The 20,344-nt window shown below is 65.5% G+C and carries 17 protein-coding genes and 1 pseudogene; 6 read left to right on the top strand and 12 right to left on the bottom strand.

Going from position 1 to position 20,344, the window contains the following annotated elements; translation table 11 throughout:
• Positions 1-31: 31 nt before the first annotated feature.
• Positions 32-494: pseudogene (locus B4394_RS23150) on the bottom strand (RDD family protein).
• A 144-nt stretch (positions 495-638) separates the two neighbouring features.
• Between B4394_RS23150 and glnA (B4394_RS23145) the strand changes: the two are divergent.
• From glnA (B4394_RS23145) to B4394_RS23130, 4 genes are all read left to right on the top strand, one after another.
• Positions 639-2,075, top strand: a complete 1,437-nt coding sequence (gene glnA / locus B4394_RS23145; RefSeq protein ID WP_030095429.1) for a type I glutamate--ammonia ligase — start codon at positions 639-641, stop codon at positions 2,073-2,075.
• A gap of 136 nt (positions 2,076-2,211) precedes the next feature.
• On the top strand, positions 2,212-3,090 hold the full coding sequence (hchA, locus tag B4394_RS23140; protein ID WP_078312648.1) for a glyoxalase III HchA: 879 nt from the start codon (positions 2,212-2,214) through the stop codon (positions 3,088-3,090).
• A 38-nt stretch (positions 3,091-3,128) separates the two neighbouring features.
• On the top strand, positions 3,129-3,539 hold the full coding sequence (locus B4394_RS23135) for a DoxX family protein (RefSeq protein ID WP_078312612.1): 411 nt from the start codon (positions 3,129-3,131) through the stop codon (positions 3,537-3,539).
• A 34-nt stretch (positions 3,540-3,573) separates the two neighbouring features.
• Entirely contained in the window at positions 3,574-3,993 is a 420-nt protein-coding gene (locus B4394_RS23130) for a DoxX family protein (RefSeq protein WP_078312611.1), read from the top strand.
• Here B4394_RS23130 and B4394_RS23125 read toward each other — a convergent pair.
• Positions 3,980-4,918, bottom strand: coding sequence for an endonuclease/exonuclease/phosphatase family protein (locus B4394_RS23125; protein WP_078316398.1), 939 nt, complete (start codon positions 4,916-4,918; stop codon positions 3,980-3,982). The two genes, B4394_RS23130 and B4394_RS23125, sit on opposite strands and share 14 nt — an antisense overlap.
• Positions 4,919-4,970: 52 nt before the next feature.
• Between B4394_RS23125 and B4394_RS23120 the strand changes: the two genes are divergently transcribed.
• Positions 4,971-5,474, top strand: a complete 504-nt coding sequence (locus tag B4394_RS23120) for a nuclear transport factor 2 family protein (protein WP_078312609.1) — start codon at positions 4,971-4,973, stop codon at positions 5,472-5,474.
• 10 nt (positions 5,475-5,484) lie between these two features.
• Here the strand turns inward: B4394_RS23120 and B4394_RS23115 are convergent, their stop codons facing one another.
• From B4394_RS23115 to B4394_RS23075, 9 genes are all read right to left on the bottom strand, one after another.
• Positions 5,485-6,774, bottom strand: coding sequence for a sensor histidine kinase (locus tag B4394_RS23115; RefSeq protein ID WP_078312608.1), 1,290 nt, complete (start codon positions 6,772-6,774; stop codon positions 5,485-5,487).
• Positions 6,771-7,451 (bottom strand): response regulator transcription factor, encoded by a 681-nt coding sequence (locus tag B4394_RS23110; RefSeq protein WP_286142374.1) that lies wholly within the window; start codon positions 7,449-7,451, stop codon positions 6,771-6,773. Before B4394_RS23110 ends, B4394_RS23115 begins: the two co-directional genes overlap by 4 nt.
• A 67-nt stretch (positions 7,452-7,518) precedes the next feature.
• A complete protein-coding gene (locus tag B4394_RS23105; protein ID WP_078312606.1) occupies positions 7,519-8,076 on the bottom strand; it encodes a hemophore-related protein in 558 nt (185 codons plus the stop codon).
• Between the two features lie 145 nt (positions 8,077-8,221).
• A complete protein-coding gene (locus B4394_RS23100) occupies positions 8,222-8,554 on the bottom strand; it encodes a hemophore-related protein (RefSeq protein ID WP_078312605.1) in 333 nt (110 codons plus the stop codon).
• 54 nt (positions 8,555-8,608) lie between these two features.
• Entirely contained in the window at positions 8,609-11,590 is a 2,982-nt protein-coding gene (locus tag B4394_RS23095; protein ID WP_078316397.1) for a bifunctional [glutamine synthetase] adenylyltransferase/[glutamine synthetase]-adenylyl-L-tyrosine phosphorylase, read from the bottom strand.
• A 1-nt stretch (position 11,591) separates the two neighbouring features.
• Positions 11,592-12,932: a type I glutamate--ammonia ligase gene (gene glnA, locus B4394_RS23090; protein ID WP_078291412.1), complete on the bottom strand. Its 1,341-nt coding sequence runs from the start codon at positions 12,930-12,932 to the stop codon at positions 11,592-11,594.
• A 41-nt stretch (positions 12,933-12,973) separates the two neighbouring features.
• Complete coding sequence (locus B4394_RS23085; protein ID WP_078312603.1) at positions 12,974-14,503, bottom strand: alpha/beta hydrolase; 1,530 nt, start codon at positions 14,501-14,503, stop codon at positions 12,974-12,976.
• Positions 14,504-14,538: 35 nt separating this feature from the next.
• Positions 14,539-16,056, bottom strand: coding sequence for an alpha/beta hydrolase (locus tag B4394_RS23080; RefSeq protein ID WP_212566666.1), 1,518 nt, complete (start codon positions 16,054-16,056; stop codon positions 14,539-14,541).
• Positions 16,057-16,081: 25 nt separating this feature from the next.
• Complete coding sequence (locus B4394_RS23075; RefSeq protein WP_078316396.1) at positions 16,082-17,455, bottom strand: WS/DGAT/MGAT family O-acyltransferase; 1,374 nt, start codon at positions 17,453-17,455, stop codon at positions 16,082-16,084.
• Between the two features lie 184 nt (positions 17,456-17,639).
• Here B4394_RS23075 and panB point away from each other — a divergent pair, with 184 nt between their 5' ends.
• The gene (gene panB / locus B4394_RS23070) at positions 17,640-18,485 is read left to right on the top strand and encodes a 3-methyl-2-oxobutanoate hydroxymethyltransferase (protein WP_078312647.1); all 846 of its coding nucleotides are present in this window, start codon (positions 17,640-17,642) and stop codon (positions 18,483-18,485) included.
• A gap of 4 nt (positions 18,486-18,489) precedes the next feature.
• Here the strand turns inward: panB and B4394_RS23065 are convergent, their stop codons facing one another.
• Positions 18,490-20,322 carry an AMP-binding protein gene (locus tag B4394_RS23065; RefSeq protein ID WP_078316395.1) on the bottom strand — a complete coding sequence of 611 codons (1,833 nt, stop codon included), beginning with the start codon at positions 20,320-20,322 and terminating at the stop codon, positions 18,490-18,492.
• Positions 20,323-20,344 lie beyond the last annotated feature (22 nt).

The raw sequence follows: 20,344 nt of genomic DNA, 5'->3' as shown, positions 1-20,344 counted from the left end.
TAGCGCCGCCCACGCTCTTCGCGCAAGCGGCTCATCGCACACGAATCACGACGGTGCGGGTCACCCGGTCATGCAGACCGCGGCCGTCGATATCGGTGATGAGCGGCGGCACGATCACGGTGATCAGCAGATTCCTGACAAACGCGCGGCCAATGCCCACCGAGTTGGTTCCATCGGCGGGCGCTACCTGTACACCCGACGTATTGGCCCGGGGTGAACCGCCACAGCCGCACCGCCACCACACCGATGACGAACCAGGTGAGCAGCTGCGCCGAGGACAGCGTGGGCGACAACAGATCTCCCTTGACGAACAGCAACGCCAGGCCACCGGCGATGAGCCAGTCGAGCAGCAGTGCCAGCAGCCGGCGCGCCAGCGGTGCCGCCGATCCGGGACCGGCCTCGGGCAGGCCGAGCTGCTCTCCGGGGTACCGAGAGTTGCCCGCGCCCTGCACCGAACCAAGCCCCGACAACCATGAACCCAGGTCTCGCGCCATACTCACAGCGTAAAGGCCAACCAATTCGCGGTTACGCGTAACATCCGCGCAACATATGGTTGACCGGCGGGCAACACCAGCTTCATAGGTTCAGTCGCGCGGTCATGGTTTCAGTGGACCCAAGAGGAAAAAACAAGGAGAAGCATGGCGTTCAGTAGCCCCGACGAGGTATTCAAGTTCATTGCCGACGAGAAGGTCGAGTACGTGGACGTCAGGTTCTGTGACCTGCCGGGCGTCGTGCAGCACTTCTCCATCCCCGCATCTGCTTTCGATGCCAGCGTCTTCGAAGACGGTCTCGGCTTCGACGGGTCCTCTGTGCGCGGATTCCAGTCGATCCACGAATCCGACATGCTCCTGCTGCCCGATATCTCGACGGCCAAGATCGACCCGTTCCGCGCCGCCAAGACGCTGAACGTCAACTTCTTCGTGCATGACCCGTTCACCCGCGAGGCCTACTCGCGTGACCCGCGTAACGTGGCCCGCAAGGCCGAGCAGTACCTGACCAGCACCGGTATCGCCGACACCTGTTACTTCGGCGCCGAGGCCGAGTTCTACATCTTCGACTCGGTCAGCTTCGACTCGAAGATCAACGGCACCTTCTACGAGATCGACTCGGAGGCCGGCTGGTGGAACACCGGCGAGCCTTACGAGGAGGACGGCAGCCCGAACCGCGGCTACAAGGTGCGCCCCAAGGGTGGCTACTTCCCCGTCGCCCCGTACGACCACTTCGTCGACCTGCGCGACGAGATGACCACCAACCTGATCAACGCCGGATTCACCCTGGAGCGCGGTCACCACGAGGTGGGCACCGGCGGGCAGGCCGAGATCAACTACAAGTTCAACACCCTGCTGGCCGCGGCCGACGACGTGCTGTTGTTCAAATACATCATCAAGAACACCGCATGGGCCAACGGCAAGACCGTCACCTTCATGCCCAAGCCGCTGTTCGGTGACAACGGATCGGGCATGCACGCCCACATGTCCCTGTGGAAGGACGGCAAGCCGCTGTTCCACGACGAGGCCGGGTACGCCGGGCTCTCGGATGTGGCCCGCCACTACATCGGCGGCATCCTGCACCACGCCCCGTCACTGCTGGCGTTCACCAACCCGACGGTGAACTCCTACAAGCGGCTGGTGCCGGGCTACGAGGCCCCGATCAACCTGGTCTACAGCCAGCGCAACCGGTCGGCGTGCGTGCGCATCCCGATCACCGGTAACAACCCGAAGGCCAAGCGCCTCGAGTTCCGCTGCCCGGACAGCTCGGGTAACCCGTACCTGGCGTTCGCGGCCATGCTGATGGCCGGTATCGACGGCATCAAGAACAAGATCGAGCCGTTGGCTCCCGTCGACAAGGACCTGTACGAGCTGCCTCCGGAGGAGGCCGCCAACATTCCACAGGCCCCGACCAACCTGGCCACCGTGATCGACAACCTTGAGAAGGATCACGAGTACCTCACCGAGGGTGGCGTTTTCACCTCCGATCTGATCGAGACCTGGATCGCGTTCAAGCGCGAGAACGAGATCGAGCCGATCAACATCCGTCCTCACCCGTACGAGGTAGCCCTCTACTTTGATGTGTAGAGCCGTGTAATCCGCACATCGTCAAGGCCCCCGGGATCTTCCCGGGGGCCTTGTCATTTGTGCGGCACGGAATACCTCGCACCGACGTAGGTTGAAAGTAGATGTCCCGTCTAACTTTTCGAGGAGCGTGGAATCCGTGCCGAACGCAGCCGACGAACTGAGCAAAATCCCTGCCCCCGACCCTGCCGAAGACAACGCCTACTTCCCGTCCCCCTACTCGCTGAGCCAGTACGTGCCCTCCACGACCGACTTCGCCGGCGTTCGTTACGAAAATGCCTACACCGGTGGACGCTGGAAGATCCTCATGATCGCTACCGAAGAGCGCTACATGCTGATGCAGAACGGCACGATGTTCTCTACCGGTAACCACCCCGTCGAGATGCTGCTCCCCCTGCATCACCTCAAAGCCGCCGGCTTCGGGATCGACGTCGCCACAGTGTCCGGTAACCCCGCCAAACTTGAACTCTGGGCGATGCCGCGCAAGGACGAAGCCGTCCTGACCACCTACTCCGAGCTTTCCGCGCAACTTAAGAAGCCCCAGAAGCTCTCCCATGTCATTGCCGAGGGCCTGGGCCCCGACTCGGATTACCTCGCCGTGTTCATCCCGGGCGGCCACGGCGTGCTCCTGGGCATCCCAGACAGCGAAGAAGTCCGGACGGTCTTGGACTGGGCGCTGGAGTACGACAAGTACGTCATCACCTTGTGTCACGGCCCGGGGGCATTGCTCGCCGCCGGCCTGGATCGCGAGGATTCGCCTTTCCGGGGCTACAGCCTATGCGTTTTCCCCGACAGCCTGGACACTGGGGTGAACATCGAAATCGGTTACATCCCAGGACAAATGCCGTGGCTTGTCGGAGAGAATCTGCGTAAACAAGGTGTCACCATCCTCAACACCGGAATCACCGGGCAAACACACGCCGACCGCAAGCTCCTCACCGGCGACAGCCCGTTGGCGTCCAACAACCTCGGCCTTCTCGCGGCAGAGACGCTGGTGAACGCGGTTGCCGACGCGTAGACAGGAATAAAGCGGACTATGGTCCTATTGTTAGACGCATGGCTCTCGCTGATATCGAAAACAAGCTCACCGGTCTGACACCGGTCGCCCTGTCGGCATTCCGGATCGTGGTCGGGTTCCTCTTCTTCCTGCACGGCACCTCCCACCTGTTCGGTTGGCCACTCGCCTCGTTCCTGCAACCCGTCGGCACGCTGCCCTGGTGGGCCGGCATCATCGAATTCCTTGGCGGAGCGGCGATCATCCTCGGGCTCGGCACCAGATTCGCCGCGTTCGTGTCCTCGGGTGCGATGGCAGTCGCCTACTTCAGCTACCACCAGCCCGAGGGACTGCTGCCGATCCAGAACAACGGGGAGGCCGCCGCTCTCTACAGCTGGATCTTCCTGCTACTGGTGTTCACCGGCGGCGGGTCGCTGTCCCTCGACCGATTCATTACCCGCGCTAAGCGCTAAGTCGTTACGCGCGAATTGGTTTAGCATCCTGGCCATGGCCTCCTCCAGCACCTCCAGCTCAGTCGCCAAGCTCGACGGCGCCACGCCCGTTGTCCTGTCGTTGTTCCGGATCGTCTTCGGATTCCTGTTCACCGTCCACGGCACCGCCATCCTGTTCCGCTGGCCCGACCTGGCTTCGATGCCCCCGGTCGAGTCGTGGTCACTCGGCTGGTGGGCAGGTGCCGTCGAGTTCCTGACCGGCGTCGCGATTCTGTTCGGCGCCGGAACCCGGATAGCGGCCTTCATCGCCTCGGGAACGATGGCGGTTGCCTACTTCACCCAGCACCAATCCGCCGGGCTGCTTCCCATCGAGAACAACGGCGAGCTGGCGGCCCTGTTCTGCTGGGGCTTTTTCCTCTTGGTGTTCACCGGCGGCGGATCGCTCTCGGTCGACGCGGCGCTCAAGAAGAGCTAGGCACCACCACCGTGGCGATGAGCGCCCGGTGGTCGGTGCCGTAGATCTCCTGAGTACTCACCGAGGTGGCGGCCGCCCCTCGGGTCAGTACGTGGTCGATCCCGATCAGCCTGGTGTACCAGCGCCCCTCGCGCCAGGTCGGCAGCCAGCCGGCCCCGGCCTGATCCACCGCGTCGGCGAAACCGCCCGTGAGGATCTGCCGGAACACGAAGTGGTCGTAGGTCGCGTTAAAGTCGCCGCCGACAATCACTTTCACATCGGGGCGCAGTGCCTGCAACTGACGGCCAATGGTGTCCAGCTCGGTGAGCCAGCCCGGTGAACTCATGTCCTTCTCCGGCGGACGGGTGTGCACCGCGACGAGCATGACCGGCCCCACTCCGGGGATCTCGGCCTCCGCCCAGATCTGCCGCATGGCAAAGCTCTGGTCGTCCTGATGCACCGGGGTCAGCGGGTATCGACTCCAGATTCCAGTGCCAGCCGCCTTCGGTTCGGCGATGGTGTACGAATAAGGAAGCACCGAATCAATTCCCGCGGCAACGAGTTTCGCCCGGGCTTCCGGGGTGAGCTCGTCAACGGTCACCACACCCACATCGTGCTCGTGAATCGCGGCCACCACCGCCCCGGCGTCACCGACACCGAAACGCAGGTTCGTCTGCAGCACCGTGACGGTTGTCCCCTGCGGGTGGCTGTCGGGCAGGTAAAGCGGTGCGACGGCAAGCACCTGCAACGCGATCACGACGGTCGCCGTCAACACGCCCCACCACTGCCGCACTGCGAGGAACAGCAACAGCCCCAGGATCGTCAGCAGACACGTGACGGGCCAGCCGGCGGTCAGCCCGATCAGGGGTGACCAGCTTGTGCGCACCCAACGGGACGCGATAGCCAGCATGGCGACGATGCTCAGCAGCCAGCCCAATGCCCCCACGGCGCTCCGTCCTCGCACCTCAGGGACGGTACCTTATGGCACTCTCTTAGCCATGCCATCGTTTAGCCGCGCCGAACTCGAGGAAGCGTTCACGCAACACCAGGCCACCGTCCATCGCTGCATCGAAACCGGCGACTGGAACCCCTATGCCGAGATGTACACCGAGGACGCCCTCTACATCGAACACGTGGTGGGTCGCCTGCACGGCAAGGAGGCCATCCGGCAGTACATCACCGCGGTCATGGCGGAATTCCCCGGCAACCACATGCCCAGCCTGCCCGCCACCTGGACCGTCTTCGACCCCGAAAAGGGTTGGGTGGTCTGCGAAATCGATAACGTGATGAGCGATCCCGGTGACGGCCAGCATTGGGGCGAGCCGAACCTGACCGTGCTGCACTACGCCGGGGGCGGCCTGTGGTCGCAACAGGAGGACGCCTACAACCCCGCCAACATGGTCAAAATGGTGCGGCGTTGGTGCAAGACCGCCGAGGCCTCGGGGAACCTGCCCGGGGAAGCCCGCGAGTGGCTCGACAAATACGGGTCCCGCAAGAACTAGACGGGCAGGTCTATTCGGCCAAGATCGTCAGCGTCGCCCGCAGACCGCCCAGCGGGCTGGCCGACAGCACCACGTCTCCCCCGTGCAACGCGGCCTGCTGCGCGACAAGCGCCAGACCCAATCCCAGCCCGCCGGGCTTGGCGCCGGGTCCACGCTCAAATCGCCCGAGCACCCGTTCCCGATCGGCCTCGGGTAGCCCGGTGCCGTCGTCATCGACCTCGATAACCAACCGGTCATCCACCCGATTGGCGGAAAGCACAACGTGTTTGGCGTCGCCATGGTTGATGGCATTGCGCACCAGGTTGTCGACAGCCAGCCGCAGCCCGTCCGGCCAGCCCAGCACCACGCCGCAGTCGTCGGAATTGACGGTGATCTCCGGCGTGGCGGCACGGTGCATCAACGCATCCGCTGCCACCCGGTCCAGCAGGTCGGCGATGTCCACCAGTTCACGGTCCTCACGCCGGGCGAGGTCTCCCGAGGCCAGTTGCCCCAGTGCCGTAATGGTGGCCTCGACACGGCGTTGCGCGCGCTGCAGGTCGCCGATCACCTCGGAATGTTCCTCATTCGAGAGGTCATGTGCGCGCAAGGTGTCCAGGTCTGCGCGCATCGCGGTGAGCGGGGTGCGCAGCTCGTGGGCGGCACTGGCGGCGAAATCGCGGGCGGCCAGAAGCGATTTGGTGGTGTCGGACTGCGCCGCCGAGACCCGCCCGAGCATGGCGGTCAGGGCGTCGGCAAGTTCTTCGGACTCCCGGGCACCGCGCACCGCGGCGACCTGCAGGCCGTCGGTATCGAGCTGCCGGGTCTGCTCGGTGAGCTGACGCAGTGGCCGCACCGCCCGCCCGGCGAACAGCCACGCGAAGCCGCCGGCCAGCAGCATCGAGAGCACACCAAGGGCGATGAACACCGGAATTCCGCGGTGGTTCACCAGTACCGCGTCCGCCCGGGTTCCCAGCGAGAGCACGGTCTGCTCTTCGGGGTTCTCGATAGTCCGGACACGGTAGGTGACACCCCCGACGTTGACGTTCTCGGTTCCCAGCGGCAGCCTCGGCAGCTCGACACCCCGGAAGATCACCAGCCCACCGCTTGTGGAGTCCCGGACGGTGAGCACAAAGGTGGTGTCCCCGTGCCGGGTGGTGGCCTGTACCGCATCGACGAGAACGTCGAGGCGGCGGTCCAGCTGTTGAGTATCGTTGCGCACCAACGCGATACCAGCGACGATGCCGATCAGGGCAACAACCAGGCCAGCGGCCAGGAAGGCCGCTACCGCGACCCTGGTGCGCAGGGAAAGCGAGCGTTTCACGGCTCTTCCCTCATCACGTACCCCACACCTCTGACGGTGTGGATGACACGGGGGGCACCTCCGGTTTCCAGTTTGCGGCGCAGATAGCTCACAAAGACGTCGGCGACATTGGTCTCGACGTCAAAGTCGTACCCCCACACCAGTTCCAGCAGCCGGGCGCGGCTGAGCACCACACCGGTGTTTTCGGCCAGCACCACCAGCAGATCGAACTCGCGCTTACTCAGCTCGACGCGTTCTCCGCTGGCGAAGACCAGCCTGCGAGATACGTCCACGGTGATCTGTCCGACGGTGATGGCGGAGGCGGCCAGACCGCCGCCACCGGCGCCGCGACGGCGCAGGAGGGCACGCAGGCGCGCCACCAGCTCGCCGAGATCGAAGGGTTTGGTCAGATAGTCATCGGCGCCGGCCTCCAGGCCGGCGATCCGGTCGTTGACGGTGTCGCGTGCGCTGAGGACGCAGATGGGAATGTCGTTACCCAGGGCCCGCAGTGCGGTAACCACCGCCACCCCGTCCAGCTCGGGCATCTGCACATCGAGCACCAGGGCGTCGGGTTCGTCGGCCGCGAGCTGGGTAAGCGCATCACGGCCATCGACAGCGACCCGGACGTCGAAACCCGAATGACGTAGCCCGCGGGCTACCGAGTTCCGAACGTCCGGGTCGTCATCGACCATCAACACCTTGTGACGAGCGGGGGTTTCCTGAGTCATTGCTGCCTAAGGCTAGGCCGCCCGTCTAAGTGTGTTGTTAGACGTCCTGCTGATCGACCACCGCGGTGACGGCCGGCGATGCCGGCTTGGCCGGCGCGGCCGGCTGCGTGTTGGCCGTTTCCGCGACTTCCTGAGCCGGCTGCTGCTGCGGCGCGAAGGGGTTCCACGGCTGCTGCGGCTGCTCAGCGGGGGCATTCTCGGTGGCAGGCGCAGCGGGCTGGCCCACCAGTCCGGCAGGAGCTGCCGGGGCCGCGTCATCGGTGTCCGCGCCACAGCTGTTCTTCAGGCTCGTCAGCGGCTGACGGATCTTGTCGAGCTCGGCCTTGGCGGCGGGCTGACCATCGAGGTAGGTCTTGATGGCTTCACGGCGCTCGCCCTCGGGCGCGCCCTTGGCGGCCTTGGTGATGCCGTCGTTGATCGTCGGGTTCTTGTCCAGGTAGCTCGCGACCTGGCTCGACACGGTCGAGTGGGTCCGGGCGAACTCGGCGGCAGTGCACTGGCCGGGAGCTGCGCCAGCGGCACCCGCGAAGGCCAGGGCGCTGGCGACCGCGCCGGCACCAACGACACCGCTGAGTACAGCAGAGGTGAACTTCATGGAGTACTCCTTGTTCAGCGTTACAGCCGACGACGTGCCGGCTCGTCCGGGACGCTATCGAGCGTTGGTTGGACGGTCATGGCCCGAACGTTAAGAAACCATGAGAAGCGCTGAGAAAATTACATTCGTGAGGTTTGACGAGCACCTAACCGTCGGGCCAGCAGCGGTTCTTGAAGTCCTGCACGGGCTGACGGATCGCGTCCAGGTCCGCCCTGGCCGCCGGATTCGCCGTGAGGTAGGCCTGCACGGCCTCATGCTTGGCACCGCCGTCGCCGGGGGTGTTCTTGAGGGCATCACTGATCCCCGCGTTGACGTCGGGATGGCGTTCCAGATACTCCGCGCGCTTGGTCGCCTCCACCGCATCGAGCCGTGCCTCCTCGGAGACGGTGCAGTCACCCGGCTTCGCCGCGGCGGGCGCCGCCATGCCCAGAGCACCGGCGACAACACCAAGACCCACGACGATCGATGTGCACTTCATGGCCGCTCCTTGAAGGACTGGGATCCGCGGAAAGGGATCGTGACCCGCAAGAAGCTACCCCCCAAAGACGCGCTGTACGACCGCTTTCGCGCGCCTGGTCACCCGCAGATAGTTGTCCAGAAACTCGCCGCCGTCGGTGTCCGGCCAGCCCGCGGCCGCCGCCACGGTATTGAGCAGCCGCCCGGGGCCTGGCAGTTGGTCGGTGGGCTTACCGCGCGCCAGCACCAGCGCGTTACGCGCGTTGGTTGCAGTCAGCCACGCCTGGCGCAGCAGCTCGGCATCCTCGGCCTCGATGAGCCCGGCCTCGGCCGCGGCATGCAGTGTCTGCAGGGTCGATGTGCTGTGCAGGGACGGATGTTCGTGGGCGTAGCGCAACTGCAGCAGCTGCACGGTCCACTCCACGTCGGCCAGCCCGCCACGGCCCAGCTTGGTGTTGGTGTTCGGATCGGCGCCGCGGGGCAGCCGCTCGGCATCCACCCGCGCCTTGATCCGGCGGATCTCGCGCACCGAATCCAGGGCGATGCCACCGGCCGGATACCGCGTCTTGTCGATCATGTGCAGGAACCGCAGACCCAGGTCGGCATCGCCGGCGACGCTGTGCGCGCGCAGCAGCGCCTGCACCTCCCACGGCTGTGCCCACTGCGCGTAATAGGTCTCGTAGGCCGCCAGGGTGCGGACCATCGGCCCATTGCGCCCCTCCGGACGCAGCCCGGTGTCGACCTGCAGCGGCGGATCGGTGCTCGGCGCGCCCAGCAGCTTGCCCAGATTCTCGGCGATCGTCGCCGACCAGCGGACAGCCTCGTCGTCGGTGGTGGCACCGCGCGCCTCGCACACGTACAGCACGTCGGCATCGGATCCATAGCCCAGCTCGCCTCCGCCCAGCCGGCCCATCCCGATGACGGCGATACTCGCGGGAGCCTCGTCCCCTTCGGGGACACTCCCCTTGATCAGGGCGTCCAGGGCCGCCTGCAGCACCGCCACCCACACCGAGGTCAGCGCGCCACAGACATCGACCACGTCCAGCAGACCCAACAGATCCGCCGAGGCCACCCGGGCCAGCTCCCGGCGCCGCAATGATCGTGCCGCCCCGATCGCACGCTCGGGATCGGCATGCCGTGCCGAGGACGCGATGAGCGCTCCCGCCACCGAGACAGGTTCTGCCTCAAGAAGTTTGGGCCCATTAGGCCCGTCGGCATACAGCTGGATCACCTCGGGCGCGCGCATGATGAGGTCCGGCACATAGGCGGAGGTGCCCAGTATTCGCATGAGGCGCTTGGCCACCGCGCCCTCGTCGCGCAGCGTGCGCAGGTACCACGTCTGGTCGACCAGCGCCTCGCTCACCCGGCGATAGGCCAACAGTCCGGCATCCGGATCGGGAGTGTCCGCCAGCCAATCCAAAAGTGTTGGTAGCAGGATCGTTTGGATGCGCCCGCGGCGCCCGCCCTCCTTGGTCAGCGCGGACAGGTGACTGAGCGCATGCTGAGGCTGCTGGTAACCCAGGGCGGCGAGCTGACGCACCGCCGCCTCGTTGGACAGCCCCAGCGCTTCCTTGTCGAACTCGGTGACCGATTCCAGCAGCGGTTGGTAGAACAGCTTCGTGTGCAGGCGAGACACCCGTACGGCCTGCCGCTTGATCTCGGCGCGCAGCACCCCCAGCGCGTCGTTCTGCCCGTCGGGGCGCACGTGGGCGGCCCGGGCCAGCCAGCGCATCGCCTCGGTGTCCTCCGGCGCCGGCAGGGTGTGGGTGCGCTTGAGCCGCTGCAACTGCAACCGATGCTCCAGTAGCCGCAAGAACTCGTACGAGGCAGTCAGATTCGCACTGTCGTCGCGCCCGATGTAGCCGCCCGCGCTCAGCGCCGCCAGGGCGTCGATGGTCGAGGCGACGTGCAGCGACTCATCCACCCGGCCGTGCACCAGCTGCAGCAGCTGCACCGCGAATTCGACGTCACGCAGCCCGCCGGTGCCCAGTTTGATCTCACGTTCGCGCAGGTCCGCCGGCACCAGCGACTCCACCCGGCGGCGCATGGCCTGCACTTCAGACACGAAATCTTCACGCTCGCAAGCGGTCCACACCATCGGCATGAGGGCGTCGATATACGCCTTGCCCAGCTCGGGATCGCCGACGGCGGGCCGCGCCTTCAGCAGCGCCTGGAACTCCCAGGTCTTGGCCCAGCGCCGGTAGTAGGCCACATGAGAATCCAGGGTGCGCACCAGTGCGCCGGCCTTACCTTCCGGGCGCAGTGCCGCGTCCACCTCGAAGAAGGTGCTGGAGCCGATGCGCATCATCTCCCCGGCGACGCGGGTGGTCAGCGAGTCCGCCTCCTCGGCCACAAAGATGACGTCGACATCGCTGACGTAGTTGAGTTCGCGCGCACCGCATTTGCCCATTGCGATGACGGCGAGCCGGGGCGGCTCCTGCCCGTCCGGCACCACCAGCGACACCGCAACGGCCAGTGCCGCCGTCAGCGCGGCATCGGCCAGATCCGCCAGGTGCTGGCCCACCACCGGGAACGGCAACACCGGTTCGTTCTCGACGGTGGCCGCGAGATCGAGTGCGGCGAGCACCAGGAGCCGATCCCGATAGGCGTCGCGCAACGCCGAGATCGCGGTGCCCTCGGATACCGAGGCGCGTCCCCCGACCGCACCCACGGCCGCCAGGAATCGTTCTTGGAGAGCCTCTTTGGACTCGAGTTCGATATCCCCGACCAGCAGCTGCCAGCGGTCCGGATGCGCCACCAGGTGATCGCCGAGCGCCAATGAAGACCCGATCACCGACAGCATCCGCCCACGCAGTGCGGTGTCGGCGCCGAGCTCCCGATCCAGCGCCGCCCAGTCGGCGCCCATTTCCTCATGCAGCCGGATCAGGGTGAGCAGTGCGGCGTCGGCGTCGGGCGACCTCGACAACGACCACAACAGCGGGACGTGCGCCTCGGTGGTCCAACCCAGCTCTTCGAGCAGTGACGCGGCCCGCGCATCGACAAGCCCCAGCCTCCCGACACTGGGAACCTTCGAACGCTCGGTGGAGGCTCGAGTCACCTCAGAGACCCAAGTAGGCCCGCAGCTCGAACGGGGTCACATTGCTGCGGTAGCGCGCCCACTCGGCCCGCTTGTTCCGGAGGAAGAAGTCGAAGACATGCTCTCCCAAGGCTTCTGCGACCAGCTCGGAACGCTCCATCGCGATGAGCGCGTTCTCCAGCGTGCTGGGCAGCTCCTTGTAACCCATGGCCTGACGCTCCGCGGCGGTCAGCTGCCACACATCGTCCTCGGCCTCGGGCCCAAGCGTGTAACCCTGTTCCACACCACGCAACCCGGCGGCCAGCAGCACCGCGTACGTCAGGTACGGATTGCAGGCCGAGTCGGGGCTGCGCACCTCGATGCGGCGCGAGGACGACTTGTTGGGCGTGTACATCGGAACCCGCACCAGCGCCGAACGGTTGGCCGCACCCCAGGATGCCGCCGTGGGCGCCTCACCACCGTGTACCAGGCGCTTGTACGAGTTCACCCACTGGTTGGTGACAGCGCTGATCTCGTTGGCGTGCTCCAGAATTCCCGCGATGAACGACTTACCGACGCTGGAAAGCTGTAGCGGGTCATCGGGATTGTGGAATGCGTTGGTATCGCCCTCGAACAGGCTCATGTGGGTATGCATCGCACTGCCGGGGTGATCGCTGAACGGCTTGGGCATGAAGGTGGCATGCACACCGTCGATGATCGCCACTTCCTTGACCACATTGCGGAACGTCATCACGTTGTCCGCCATGGACAGAGCGTCGGCGTAGCGCAGGTCGATCTCCTGCTGGCCGGGCGCGCCCTCGTGGTGGCTGAATTCCACGGAGATGCCCATGGATTCGAGCGCATCGATGGCATGCCGGCGGAAGTTCGGCGCCGCCTCGTGCACGGCCTGGTCGAAGTACCCCGCGTCATCGGCCGGGATGGGCGCCGAGCCGTCGTCGGGCAAGTTCTTCAGCAGGAAGAACTCGATCTCCGGGTGCACGTAGCAGGAGAAGCCCAAATCGCTTGCCTTGGCCAGCTGGCGACGCAGCACATGCCGCGGATCCGACCAGGACGGCGATCCGTCGGGCAGCTTGATATCGCAGAACATCCGCGCGGAGTGGTGCTTGCCGGCGCTGGTGGTCCAGGGCAGCACCTGAAATGTCGACGGGTCGGGGTGCGCGACGGTGTCCGATTCGGAGACACGGGCGAAGCCCTCGATGGAGGATCCGTCGAAGCCGATGCCCTCTTCAAAGGCGCCTTCGAGTTCGGCCGGCGCGATGGACACGCTCTTGAGGTAGCCAAGCACGTCGGTGAACCACAGCCGGACAAAACGGATATCGCGTTCTTCCAGCGTGCGCAGCACGAATTCCTTCTGACGATCCATGGTCAGAGGCTATTACATCCGGCGTACACGGGCACGGATGCTCAGCACCGCACGTCCTTAGGAGGCACCGTGCCGTCGACGAAGTAACGCGTGACCGCCTCGTCGACACATGCCTCTCCGTTGAACGCGACGGTGTGCTGAGTGCCCTCGTAGCTGATGAGGGATCCGTTCAATTGCTGCGCCAGCGCCACACCGGCCTCATACGGCGTCGCCGGGTCGTGGGTGGTGGAGATGACCACCACCGGAGGAAGCCCGGGAGTCGACGGGGTGTGCGGTGCCGATGTCGGCGCCACCGGCCAGAACGCGCACAAATCGCGCGGAGCGTATCCGGTGAACGTGCCGTAGCTCGAGAACGGCGCCTGCTCACGAAGTCGTTTGTCGGCGGCCACCCAGGGAGCGGAGTCCCGCGGGGTCGGCCCGTCGACGCATCGGATCGAGTTGAAGGCGTCCTGCAGGTTGTCGTAGCGCCCCTGGTCGTCGCGCTCCTGGTACTGGTCGGCCAGCCACAGCAGGTCATCGGGTCCGCTGCCATCGACCAGCCCGGCCAACCCGGAGGTGAGGTACTTCCAGTAGCGCGGTGTGTACATCGCCTGGATGGTGCCGGTGATGGCGTCCTGATAGCCCAGGCCGCGCGGGTCGTTGGTCTTCGCGGGCTTGGTGACCAACGGATCGATCAGTTGGTGAAAACGCTTCACGGCCTGCGACGGGTCGGTGCCCAGAGGGCACTTGGGGTCCTTGGCGCAGTCGGCCGCGTAGTCGTTGAACGCCACCTGGAATCCGGTCATCTGCCGGACGTTGGATTCGACCGGATCGATGGTCGGGTCGATCGCGCCGTCCAGGACCATCGTGCGCACATTCTGCGGAAAGTACTCGGCGTACTGGGTGCCCAGCTCGGTGCCGTAGGAGTAACCCAGGTAGTTCAGCTTGTTATCGCCGACTGCCGCCCGGACGATATCCATATCCCTTGCCGCCGAAGCGGTTCCGGCATTGGCAAGGAAGTCCAGTCCCATCCGGCTCGCGCAGTCGTTGACGTACTGGCGGTACACATCCTCGATGTGGGCGACCCCGGCCTGGCTGTAGTCGGCCAGCGGCTCCTTGCGGAAGGCGTCGAACTGGGCGTCGGTGCGGCACCGCAGGGTTGGGGTGGAGCCGCCGACACCGCGCGGATCGAACCCGACGATGTCGAAGCTCTGCCCGACCGCACTCTCGCCGAGCTTGGCGCCCATGCCGGCCGCCAGGTCCACGCCCGATCCCCCGGGCCCGCCCGGGTTCACCAGCAGTGCGCCGACGCGCTTTCCGGTGGCGGGCACCTTCAGCACAGCGAGCTCTGCCACCGCACCCATCAGCTTGTCGTAGCTGACGGGCACCTTCACCTTGGCGCACCGGGCCGTCGGGATGCGGCTGGTGTCACTGACGAAGCCGTCGCAACTGCCCCAGGTGACTTTCTGGTCATAGAACGCCTGCAGCGACGGGCTCGGTGCCGGCAACGGCACAGCGGCCGCGGGGATGGCAGGGAGGGCCGCCGAGAACATCAAAAGAATCACCGGCAACGCTCGGCGCATCCGCATCATGGGCCACATCGTGCCATGTCGGATGCCAAAAGGGATCAGCAGCGGGCGCCTTCGGCCGGAGTCGTGACCTTGATGAGATATGTCTCCGCCGCTTTGTCGACGCACTGATTCCCGTCGAACACGATGGTGTGCTTGGTCCCCTCGTAGGTGAGCAGGCCTCCGCCGAGTTGTTTGGCCAGCTCAACACCCGCCTGGTACGGGGTCGCCGGATCGAACGTGGTGGACACCACCAGCAGCTTGGGCAAGCCGGGCACGTTGATGGGGTGCGGCTTGCTCGTCGGCGGTACCGGCCAGAACGCACACACGCCCAGCGGTGCGTTGCCGGTGAATGCGCCAAAGTCCTGGAACGGGGCCACCTCACGGATGCGCCGGTCCTTCTCGACGGTCTTGGCGCGGTCCGTCTGCGGTGGTTCGTCCACACAGTTGATGGCGGTCTGCGCATCCTGCGCGTGGCTGTAGTGCCCCTCTTCGTCGCGCTTCATGTACGCGTCGGCGAGCAGCTGCAGGATGTCACCCGACCCCTCGCTGAGCTGGCGCAGCGCCTTGGTGAACGCCTCCCACAGCGTGGGCGAGTACATCACCATGATGGTGCCGATGATGGCGTCACCGTGGGACAGGCCGCGGCCGTCCTTGGTCTTGGCCGGATGCTCGACCAGCGGATCGATCATGGCCCGGTAGCGCGCGGTCGCCTGCGCGGGATCCGTGCCCAGCGGACAGCTGGGGCTCTTGGCGCAGTCGGCCGCGTAGTTGTCGAAAGCCTTTTGGAATCCAGCGATCTGGTCGATATCGGCCTGGGTGGGATCAGCGTTGGGATCGATCACCCCGTCGAGGATGAGGGCCCGCACATTCTGGGGGAACTGCTCGGCGTACGTGGTGCCGATTCGGGTGCCGTACGAATAGCCCAGGTAGGTCAGCTTTTCGTCACCGAGGGCGGCACGAAGCCGATCCATATCTTTGGCGACGTTCACCGTGCCGACGTTGGCGAGGAACTCCAGGCCCACCTTGTCGATGCAGCGCTTCACGAAGTCCTTGGAGTCCTGCTCCATGCGGGCGACACCCTCGGGGCTGTAGTCGGTGTCGTTCTGCGCGCGCAGGCGGTCCACGTCTTGGTCCGAGTTGCACTCGACGGCCGGGGTGGAGGACCCCACACCACGCGGATCGAAGCCGATGAAGTCGAAGCTGTCGCGGATCTCCCTGGGCACCTGCTTGACGATGGCCGTTGCGGCCTCGATGCCCGATTGGCCCGGCCCGCCGGGGTTCATCAGCAGCGACCCGATCTTGTTGCCCTTTGCCGGGTACTTGATGATCGCCAGGCGCGCCTTGGCGCCGTCGGGTTTGGCGTAGTCGACAGGCACCTCGAGTTCCGAGCACACCGTGCTGGCCGGCACCGTGGTGTTTTCCGGCGTGAAGCCGTCACAGTCCCCCCAACTGAGGCCGGTTTCGGACGGTCGCGCCGCCGTCGCCTGACCTTCCACTGACCGCACACAACCAGAGACGACGGCTACCACCGAGGCAAGAGCCAATACGGCAGCAACCCGCCGACCACGAAACATCATTCAGCCATGGTGCCAGAAGGGACTAGATCCGGGCCTTCAGCTCCTGGAGCGCCACGCCGAAATCGTCGGTCAGCGTGGACAGATCGGGCATCAGATCGGGGCAAGAAATCAGGCCGACATTGAGTTTGCCGTCCAGCGACATCACCGTGACGGTGAGCGCGGCGCCGTGGAAGATCGGCCCCAGCGGATACATCCCGACGACCTGCGCGCCCAAGAAGTACAGCGGCACTTGGGGTCCCGGCACATTGGAGACCACCAGGTTGTGGATCACCGGGTGGCGGTCGGCCAGCCGGATGCGCGAGTAGACCCGCATCGCGGTGCCGAACACGGCGGGCGCCGCGAACTGGCTCCAGTCCTGCAGCAGCGTCGCGCCCAACACGGCGGTGTGTTCCTTCGCGACGTTGTTGGCCTCGGCGATGACACCGAGACGGTCCACGGGATCTTCAATATTGGTCTCCAGGCGGGAGAACATTCCCGAGACCTGGTTTCGCCCCGGGCGGTCCGACTTCTCATGCACCGACACCGGAACCATGGCCACCAATGAGCTCTCTGGAAGCTCACCGCGGTCGTCCAGATACTTACGCAGTGCGCCGGCGCAGATGGCCATCACGACATCGTTGACCTTGACGCCGAAGCGGTTCTTGACCGCGCGGACGTCCTCGAGGTCCAGTTGGGCGTAGCCGACGTTGCGGCGGCTGGTGATCGTGGAGTTGAACGAGGTCCGCGGCGCCGAGAACGGCGCGGTCATGGCCTCGCCGCGCTTGGAGCGCTCCAGCCAGGCCGGAATGACGCCGATGGTCGAGGGCAGCAGCTTGGCGAACTTCAGCGGCCGCGAGGCCCATTTGAGGGCTCCGGTGACCGCGATCTCCAGGCTGTTGGCGCCGCCGACACCCGGCTCGGGTTCGGGCGCTTCGGCATCGGGTTCCACACCGCACAGCGCCGACATCAGGTTGGCGCCGGTGACACCGTCGACCGAGGCGTGGTGCATCTTGGTCATGACCACCAGGCGGTTCGTGTCGCCTGTCTCGATGACCCACATTTCCCACAGCGGCCGGGCGCGGTCCAAGGGCAACGAGGCGATGTGTCCGCACATATCGGCGATCTCGCCCTTGCCTCCAGGCGAAGGCAGGCCGACGTGGTGCAGGTGCCGGTCGATGTCGAAGTCGTCGTCGTCCACCCACACCGGGTGGTCCAGGTTCAGGCGGCTGTCGGCGAGCTTCTCCGTGAACGAGGAGATTCCCTCGACGCGCTCGACCAGCTTGGCCCGCAGTTTCTCGAACGAGTAGCCACCAGGAATGGTTGTGGTGTCTAATTCCAGTACCCCGCACACGTGCATGGGTTGGGTGGGTGTTTCGAGATAGAGAAAACTGGCGTCGAGTCCGGAAAGCCGCTGCATGCCGCAGATGCTAGGCGAGCCTGGTAGCCCCCGTGCCCGAATGCGGCGACCACAGATGTGACCAAGTCCACGCGCTCGGATATTCATCTCATCGCCGCCCGGTGGCACACTGAACATCGTTGGTAACCCAGGGACCCGAACGGGCCTTGAGGAGATTATCGAAAAGGTGACAGTGATGTCCGAGATGTCCGAATCTGCTTTGTACGGCGCTGCTTCCGAGACGAACGCAAAACCGCGTACCAAGACCCGCGTGCACCACTTGCAGAAGTGGAAAGCCGAGGGCCACAAATGGTCGATGCTCACCGCGTACGACTACTCGACCGCACGGATTTTCAACGATGCCGGGATTCCCGTTCTGCTGGTCGGGGATTCGGCCGCGAACGTGGTCTACGGGTACGACACCACCGTGCCGATCACCATCGACGAATTGATTCCGTTGGTACGTGGTGTGGTTCGCGGTGCCACCGAGGCCCTGGTGGTCGCCGACCTACCCTTCGGCTCCTACGAGGGCGGGGCCGCTCAGGCCCTCGCCAGTGCCACCCGGTTCATGAAAGAAGCCGGCGCCCACGCCGTAAAACTCGAAGGCGGAGAACGCGTTGCCGATCAGATCGCCACGCTGACGGCTGCCGGGATTCCGGTGGTCGCACACATCGGGTTCACCCCGCAGAGCGTGAACGGGCTTGGCGGATACCGGGTTCAGGGCCGCGATGACGCCGCCGCACAGCTCATTCACGATGCCATCGCGGTGCAGGAAGCCGGAGCCATCGCCGTCGTCATGGAGATGGTGCCGGCAGAGCTGGCAACACAGATCACCGGCAAGCTCACCATCCCCACCGTCGGCATCGGCGCCGGCCGGGAATGCGACGCCCAGGTGCTGGTGTGGCAGGACATGGCCGGGATGACCAGCGGCAAGACCGCCAAGTTCGTCAAGCAGTTCGGTCAGGTCGGCGCGGAATTACGCAAGGCCGCCGAGCAGTACGCCGATGAGGTGGCGCGCGGAGCGTTCCCCGCCCCCGAACACAGCTACTGATAGCTCAGGCGCGCACGCCGAGCTTGTTGTCCAGGTATTCCTGGCGGCAGGCTCGGCGTGCGAGCTTTCCGCTGGTGGTGCGTGGAATCGCACCGGCCTGAACCAGCTGCACATCCGCGATGGGCAGGTTATGCCGCCGCGATACGGCCGCGCGAATGGCATCGACGATGGGCTCTGGAGCGGCGCGGCCCGCACCGGCAGCACGTTCGGCCACGATGACCAACCGCTCCCCCGTGCCGTTGCCCTGATCGACGCCGGCGGGCAGCTCGTTCGCGGGCACCGAGAAGGCCGCCACGAATCCATGCCGCACCGCGGGTGAGGCTTCCTCGACGGTGGCCTCAATGTCCTGCGGGTAGTGGTTGCGACCGTCGATGATGACCAGGTCCTTGACCCGTCCGGTGATGAAAAGCTCACCGTCCAGGTAGACGCCCAGGTCTCCGGTGCGGAACCAGGTGGCACCGGGCTCGGTACCAGCGGCGTGGCTGCCTTGGTCGAGCCTGGCCTGCAGCTTGTTGCGGAACGAGAAATCGGTCTCCTTGGGCCTGCCCCAGTAGCCGCGGCCGATGTTGTCGCCGTGCAACCAGATCTCCCCGACTTCACCGTCGGGCAGCTCGGTGTCCGCGTTCGGGTTGACGATCACGGCCCATTGGCTGCGCGCGATCTTGCCGCAGGACACCTGCGGGACCGCGTTGTCGTGGTCGGCCCCCACCCGTATGGCGCGCCCGCTGCCCAGCTCCTGGCGGTCCAGATACACCACCGAGGCCTCGGCGTCGGAGGGAATGGTGGAGACGAACAGCGTCGCCTCGGCCATCCCATAGGAGGGCTTGATGGTGGTCGGCGGCAGTCCGTACGGCCCGAAGGCGTCGTTGAACTTGCGAATAGAGGAGATGCTGACCGGCTCGGATCCATTGATCAGACCCGCGACATTACTCAGGTCGAGCGTCTCGCCGTCCTTGGGCAGGCCGCGCTCTGCCGCCAGCTCGAACGCGAAATTCGGTGCGGCGGCAAAGGTTCGGCCCAGGTGCCCCTCGGCGGCAAGTTCCTTGATCCACCGTCCCGGACGCCGCACGAACGACACCGGCGACATCAGGGTGATCCGGCCCCCACAGAGTGGGAACAGGATCATCAACAGACCCATGTCGTGATACAGCGGGAGCCAGCTGACACTGCGGATGCTGTCGTCGAGCCCCACCGAGATGATCATCTGCAAGACGTTGGTCATCACCGCACGGTGGGTGATCTCGACACCGGCGGGCACCCTGGTGGACCCCGAGGTGTACTGCAGGTAGGCGATGTCGTCGGTATCCGGCGTCACCTTGACGTAGGTGGCGGCCACCGAATCGGGCACGCTGTCGACGGCGATCACGCGGGGACGCCGTTCCCGCGGCAGTCCGCGGACAAATCGGCTGACGGACTCGGCGGCGGCGTTGTTGGTCAGGACGACGGTCGGCTGTGCGTCGGTGAGCACCGAATCGAGTCGTTCGGAGTGGCCGGGAAGCTCCGGAGCAAACAATGGAACCGCAATGTTGCCGGCCTCGATGGCGGCATAGAAACCAACCACGTAATCGATGCCCTGCGGGGCCAGGATCGCGACGCGATCGCCGGGCTTGGTGACTTGCTGAAGACGGGCCGCGACAGCCTGAGAGCGCTGGCCAAGCTGTGTCCAGTTGAGATCGTTGGGTTCGCCGTCGGAGTTGGCATTGAAGTCCAGATACCGGTACGCGAAAGTGTCGCCCAGCTCGGCTACGGCACGTTCAAGGTAGTAGTTGACGGTATAGCCATCCGGCAAGGTGATCGCACCTTTGCCGTCCAAGTACTCCTCAACACGTAATTTCATGTCGACCTCGGTCTAGCTGTGG

Origin of the sequence: Mycobacterium sp. D16Q16 (assembly GCF_002013745.1) — a bacterium.
Lineage (GTDB): Bacteria > Actinomycetota > Actinomycetes > Mycobacteriales > Mycobacteriaceae > Mycobacterium.
This window is presented reverse-complemented; position numbering and strand designations above follow the sequence as displayed.

What these genes read in the sequence shown, in the direction of transcription:
- glnA (WP_030095429.1), top strand. Translation starts at nt 639, where the DNA reads ATGGCGTTCAGTAGCCCCGACGAGGTATTCAAGTTCATTGCCGACGAG.
- B4394_RS23135 (WP_078312612.1), top strand. Translation starts at nt 3,129, where the DNA reads ATGGCTCTCGCTGATATCGAAAACAAGCTCACCGGTCTGACACCGGTC.
- B4394_RS23130 (WP_078312611.1), top strand. Translation starts at nt 3,574, where the DNA reads ATGGCCTCCTCCAGCACCTCCAGCTCAGTCGCCAAGCTCGACGGCGCC.
- B4394_RS23120 (WP_078312609.1), top strand. Translation starts at nt 4,971, where the DNA reads ATGCCATCGTTTAGCCGCGCCGAACTCGAGGAAGCGTTCACGCAACAC.
- B4394_RS23105 (WP_078312606.1), bottom strand. Translation starts at nt 8,076, where the DNA reads ATGAAGTTCACCTCTGCTGTACTCAGCGGTGTCGTTGGTGCCGGCGCG.
- B4394_RS23100 (WP_078312605.1), bottom strand. Translation starts at nt 8,554, where the DNA reads ATGAAGTGCACATCGATCGTCGTGGGTCTTGGTGTTGTCGCCGGTGCT.
- glnA (WP_078291412.1), bottom strand. Translation starts at nt 12,932, where the DNA reads ATGGATCGTCAGAAGGAATTCGTGCTGCGCACGCTGGAAGAACGCGAT.
- B4394_RS23085 (WP_078312603.1), bottom strand. Translation starts at nt 14,503, where the DNA reads ATGATGCGGATGCGCCGAGCGTTGCCGGTGATTCTTTTGATGTTCTCG.
- B4394_RS23080 (WP_212566666.1), bottom strand. Translation starts at nt 16,056, where the DNA reads ATGTTTCGTGGTCGGCGGGTTGCTGCCGTATTGGCTCTTGCCTCGGTG.
- B4394_RS23075 (WP_078316396.1), bottom strand. Translation starts at nt 17,455, where the DNA reads ATGCAGCGGCTTTCCGGACTCGACGCCAGTTTTCTCTATCTCGAAACA.
- panB (WP_078312647.1), top strand. Translation starts at nt 17,640, where the DNA reads ATGTCCGAATCTGCTTTGTACGGCGCTGCTTCCGAGACGAACGCAAAA.
- B4394_RS23065 (WP_078316395.1), bottom strand. Translation starts at nt 20,322, where the DNA reads ATGAAATTACGTGTTGAGGAGTACTTGGACGGCAAAGGTGCGATCACC.